Consider the following 691-nt stretch of genomic DNA (forward strand, 5'->3'; position numbering starts at 1 on the left):
GTCGGCGAAGGTGGGCGAAAGTTGAGCCTAGCACGCCCTATGCGGACTTGGTAAACCGGAATAAATAAGCCCTTACTTGGCGTTGAGCGCCCCTTTCAACAGCACGATCAGGGCGCCGTGATTGCGTCCGTCCACATTGGCGGCGCAAAAGGCGATCACGTCATCCTTTTGCTCGAGCCAGCTGTGTACCATGGAACGCAGCACCGGCTCGCCGCCAGCCGAGCCGAGGCCCTTGCCGTGAATCACGCATACGCAGCGCAGCTTGCGCTTCATGGCGCGCGACCAGTTGGGCGATTTTTTGTCGCGCCGCATGCCGTGCAGGTCGAGTTCATCCTGCACCGGCCAGTAATTCTTGCGCAGCTTGCGCACCACGTCCGAGCCGACCCCGGCCCGCGTAAAACTCAGGCTCGGGTCATCGTCAAGCAAGTGATCGACCTCAAACTGGTCCGACAGCGATTCGCGCAGCACGGCAGCGTCATCTTCAGCCTGGGAGCGGGGCCGGGCCGGCTTGACCGTGACGTTGATGCCGGGCGGCGCATTGGGCACGTAGCGGTTCGATTCAGCAATCTTCTTGACGCCACCGAGCGCGGTACGAAACAAGCCGGCTTCCTGCTTGAGCACCCGTTCTTTTTCCTCGCGCTCGGCTTTTTCGATGGCGCGCGCCTGGCGTCGATGCTGCCGAAGTAGGGCG

At 62.2% G+C, this 691-nt stretch carries 1 protein-coding gene; it reads right to left on the reverse strand.

Going from position 1 to position 691, the window contains the following annotated elements; all coding sequences use genetic code 11:
- Nucleotides 1-72: 72 nt before the first annotated feature.
- Nucleotides 73-691: Smr/MutS family protein (locus tag ACP7BV_RS27570; RefSeq protein ID WP_426108100.1), on the reverse strand; the 619-nt coding region annotated here is incomplete at its 5' end.

Source organism: Massilia sp. TSP1-1-2 (genome assembly GCF_049896185.1).
Lineage (GTDB): Bacteria > Pseudomonadota > Gammaproteobacteria > Burkholderiales > Burkholderiaceae_D > Telluria_A.